Here is a 2,619-nt window from a genome sequence, read left to right as displayed (position 1 = left end):
GGGTTGCTGTCGCAAAACTACCAGGACAACAGCGTCAATGCTGGCTTCACCTGGAATTTCTGATCTTAAAAAACTGAGGGACAAGCCGCCTCGTCGGGGGGCGGTTTGACTAAAACAAAAAGGATAAGGGAATGAAGCAAGCTACAGGAAAGAATAAACCGGCATTGGCGCCGACATGGAAACTGAACGCCTTGTTGTGCGCGCTGTTGGCGGCCGGTAGCGTACAGGCTGCGCCCTATACGGAAGGCGGTAAGATGGGCGATCCGGCAAGCTGGCGCAGCGATGAATTTAAGGCCAACTGGGGGTTGGGTGCGATCCACGCTGATGAAGCCTATGCTGCGGGTTATACCGGTAAAGGGCAAAAGGTAGGGATTTTCGATACCCCAGTGAACAAACATCCTGAATTTGCTGGTGACGGGAAACTGGTGAATGTGGTTACCGAGGGTTACCGCGCCTATACCGATCCGCACCGTGAGGGGATTAAGGCCGGCGATCGTTTTTACTTCGACGGCACCTTCCATTTCTACAGTGGTGCTCAAGGTTTGCTGAGCAATCACGGTGTACACGTTGCCGGCATCAGCGGTGCCAACCGTGATGGAACCGGCATGCACGGCGTGGCCTTTGACTCACAGATCATCAGTGTTGATAACGACAATGACGGCCCGGCCTACGGCGAGTTCCTCGGGCTCGATGGCAGCGTGACCAACGCCGGTTGGCAGGCGATGATCAATAACGGCGTGCGGGTGATCAATAACAGTTGGGGCGTCAGCATTCCCGATTTCTTATCGGATAATGGCAAAAAGCCAGACGCGTTGCATTTTGAGTTAAAAGACGCACAGGAACAGTTTGATCAGGTGAAACCCTTGTTGGGGAGTTTGGCAGGGGCGGGTTATCAGGGCGCGATTGATGCGGCACGCAAAAACATTTTGGTGCTGTTCGCCGCCGGTAACGACGGTAACTACAACCAACCGGATGTGATCAGCGGCCTGGCCTATTTTGTGCCGGATATTGCGCCTAACTGGTTGTCGGTTGCCAGCGTCGCACAGGATGAAGCCTCTACCAACAGCGTGCCTTATACCATCAGCAGCTTCTCTTCACGCTGCGGTTACACGGCCAGTTTCTGCGTCTCGTCACCGGGCAGTAAAATCTACAGCACCGTGGCCAACGGTTCCGATCCGAATCATTTGGTCTCCGACTATGGCAATAAGAACGGCACCTCAATGGCGACGCCGCACGTGACCGGTGCGGTTGCTGTATTACTCCAACGTTTCCCGTACATGACATCGGCGCAAATTGCCGATGTGCTGAAGACTACCGCCACCGATATGGGCGCACCGGGCATCGATGCGCTGTACGGCTGGGGGATGATCAATCTGGGTAAGGCGATTAATGGGCCGGGGATGTTCTACACCGTCGAAGATATTCCTGAAGAGTTCCGCATTCCGGATCCGACAGGCGTGGCTTACGGCTCGTCACAGTTTATCGCTAATATTCCAGGCCAAGGGGCTCAAATCGATCAAGGCACGCTGCAGGCGCGTATTTGTGATGACTATCATTGTTCGGTGGAAGTGTACTCCAATGATATTTACGGTCACGGTGGCCTGACTAAGGAAGGTAAGGGCACGCTGGTGTTGACTGGTAACAATACCTACACCGGCCCAACGTGGGTAAACACCGGTCTGCTGGCAGTTAATGGTTCAGTGACGTCAGACGTGACGGTGCAAAATGCTGGCGTGTTGGGCGGCTCTGGTACCCTGGGGTCATTGACTGCCCGCAGTGGCGGCACCGTGGCGCCGGGCAACTCGATCGGGACGTTGAATGTAGCAGGTAATGTCAGCTTCGAGCCGGGTTCCCGCTATGCGGTAGAAGTGGCGCCAAACGGCCAGAGCGATCGGATCCAAAGCAGTGGATCGGCAACGATCGGTGGCGGTGAAGTGGCCGTCTCGCTGGAGAACAGCACCAACCTGCTGTCGCAAAGCGACGTTCGCAGCCTGCTTGGCCAGCAGTACAACATTTTGACCGCCCAGCAGGGTATCAGCGGGCGGTTTGATTCGGTGGCTCCGAATTACCTGTTCCTGGGTACCGGGCTGACCTACCAGCCGAATCAGGTGACGCTGAACGTGGGCCGTAACGACACCGCCTTTGCCAGCGTGGCAGCGACCCAGAACGAGCGTGCGGTGGCGACGGCGGCGGATGCTCTGGCGGCGGGCAACCCGGTGTATGAGAGCATCCTCAACGCCGGTTCGGCAGGGGAAGCGCGTCAGGCGTTCCGTCAATTGTCCGGGCAGATCCACGCGGATATTGCCTCGGCACAGGTCAACGACAGCCGTTACCTGCGTGATGCGTTGAACGGCCGACTGCGACAGGCAGAAGGACTGGCGACCGCACAAGACATCAAGGCGGACGACGATGGCGGTGCCTGGGCGCAGTTGCTGGGGGCTTGGGACCATGCGTCGGGCGACGCCAATGCGACAGGGTATCAGGCATCGACCTACGGTGTGCTGGTGGGGCTGGACTCGGCGTTGGCGGATGACTGGCGCTTGGGCGTGGCGACCGGCTACACGCGGACGTCACTGGATGGCGGCTACGGCTCGAATGCCGACAGCGACAACTACCATC

1 protein-coding gene is annotated in these 2,619 nt (G+C 57.5%); it reads left to right on the top strand.

Annotation, left to right across the window (positions count from 1 at the left end):
- Positions 1 to 131: 131 nt before the first annotated feature.
- A partial coding sequence (locus tag SGR01S_RS23455; RefSeq protein WP_061808719.1) for an autotransporter serine protease occupies positions 132 to 2,619 on the top strand: 2,488 nt, incomplete at its 3' end.

The sequence above is a fragment of the Serratia grimesii NBRC 13537 genome (genome assembly GCF_001590905.1).
GTDB classification, from domain to species: Bacteria; Pseudomonadota; Gammaproteobacteria; order Enterobacterales; family Enterobacteriaceae; genus Serratia; species Serratia grimesii.
Note: the sequence above shows the minus strand (reverse complement) of the source record. Positions and strands in the feature narration are given on the sequence as shown.